This is a genomic window from Streptococcus sp. SV2, from assembly GCF_030440175.1.
Classification (GTDB): Bacteria; Bacillota; Bacilli; order Lactobacillales; family Streptococcaceae; genus Streptococcus; species Streptococcus raffinosi.
On record NZ_JAQFJQ010000034.1, the window covers coordinates 1 to 1,439 of the forward strand.

A 1,439-nucleotide genomic window follows, 5' to 3' on the forward strand; every position below is an offset into this window, starting at 1 on the left:
TGAACTGCACCCCAAAAGTTAGACAGAAAAAATCTAACTTTTGAGGTGTTTTTATTATGAAATTAACTTATGAGGACAAGATTCAGATATATATACTGAGAAAACAGGGGAGAAGCTTCAAAGAGCTTTCAAAAAGATTTGGTGTGGATGTTTCTGGACTAAAATATATGGTGAGGTTGATTGAACGTTACGGAATAGAAATCGTCAAAAAAGGGAAGAATCGTTACTATTCTCCCGAATTAAAGGAAGAAATAATTAATAAAGTTTTGCTTAAAGGTCGTTCACGAAAAAGTGTATCTTTAGATTATGCTCTACCCAATCCTTCTCTGTTGAAAAATTGGATAGCACAATACAAGAAAAATGGGTATACTATTGTTGAAAAAACAAGAGAGAGAGTACCTAAAATGGGACGTAAACGTAAGAAAACTTGGGAAGAAATGACAGAACTAGAACGACTCCAAGAGGAGAATGAACGCTTACGTACCGAGGTGTCTTACCTAAAAAAGTTAAAAGAACTAGAAGACAGGGACGAAGCCTTACAGCGAGAAAGGCAGAGACAATTAGAGAAATGGTCACAGGAGGATTTCGACTAGATTTACTTCTTGAAACGGCTGGTTTAGCTCGCTCAACTTACTACTATCAGTTGAAACAACTAGATGGATTTGACAAAGATAAAGAGCTTAAAGCTGAAATTCAATCAATTTATTGTGAGCATAAAGGAAATTACGGCTATCGTCGAATGACTCTTGAATTGAGAAATCGTGGCTTCATGGTAAATCATAAGAAAGTGCAACGTCTGATGAAGGTTCTTGGTTTAAGTGCTCGAATTCGTCGTAAACGGAAGTATTCTTCTTACCAAGGAGAGATTGGCAAGAAAGCAGAAAATCTCATTCAACGCCAATTTGAAGCAACCAAACCAATGGAAAAGTGCTATACAGATGTGACAGAATTTGCCATTCCAGCAAGCAGTCAAAAACTTTACTTATCACCAGTTTTAGATGGCTTTAATAGTGAAATTATCGCCTATAATCTTTCAACTTCACCAAACTTAGAACAAGTGAAAGCTATGTTAAACCAGGCCTTCACAGAGGAGCATTATAAAAATACAATTCTCCATAGTGACCAGGGATGGCAATATCAACATCAGTATTATCATCGATTTTTAGAGGATAAAGGGATCCAACCGTCCATGTCACGTAAGGGTAACAGCCCAGACAACGGCATGATGGAATCTTTCTTTGGCATTTTGAAATCGGAAATGTTTTATGGTTACGAGAAGACGTTTAAATCACTTAATCAATTAGAACGAGCTATTGTAGACTATATTGATTATTACAACAACAAACGCATTAAGGTAAAATTAAAAGGATTTAGCCCTGTGCAATACAGAACTAAATCCTTTGGATAAATTAATTGTCTAACTTTTTGGGGTCAGTACA

1 protein-coding gene is annotated in these 1,439 nt (G+C 36.1%); it reads left to right on the forward strand.

Annotation, left to right across the window (positions count from 1 at the left end; genetic code table 11):
- Window positions 1-56 precede the first annotated feature (56 nt).
- Window positions 57-1,408, forward strand: a protein-coding gene (locus PCY14_RS09855) for an IS3 family transposase (RefSeq protein ID WP_100066247.1) whose coding sequence is annotated in 2 segments (ribosomal slippage) — window positions 57-498 and window positions 498-1,408 — 1,353 coding nt in all. Because the reading frame shifts where the segments join, the coding sequence is not laid out codon by codon here.
- Window positions 1,409-1,439: the final 31 nt, after the last annotated feature.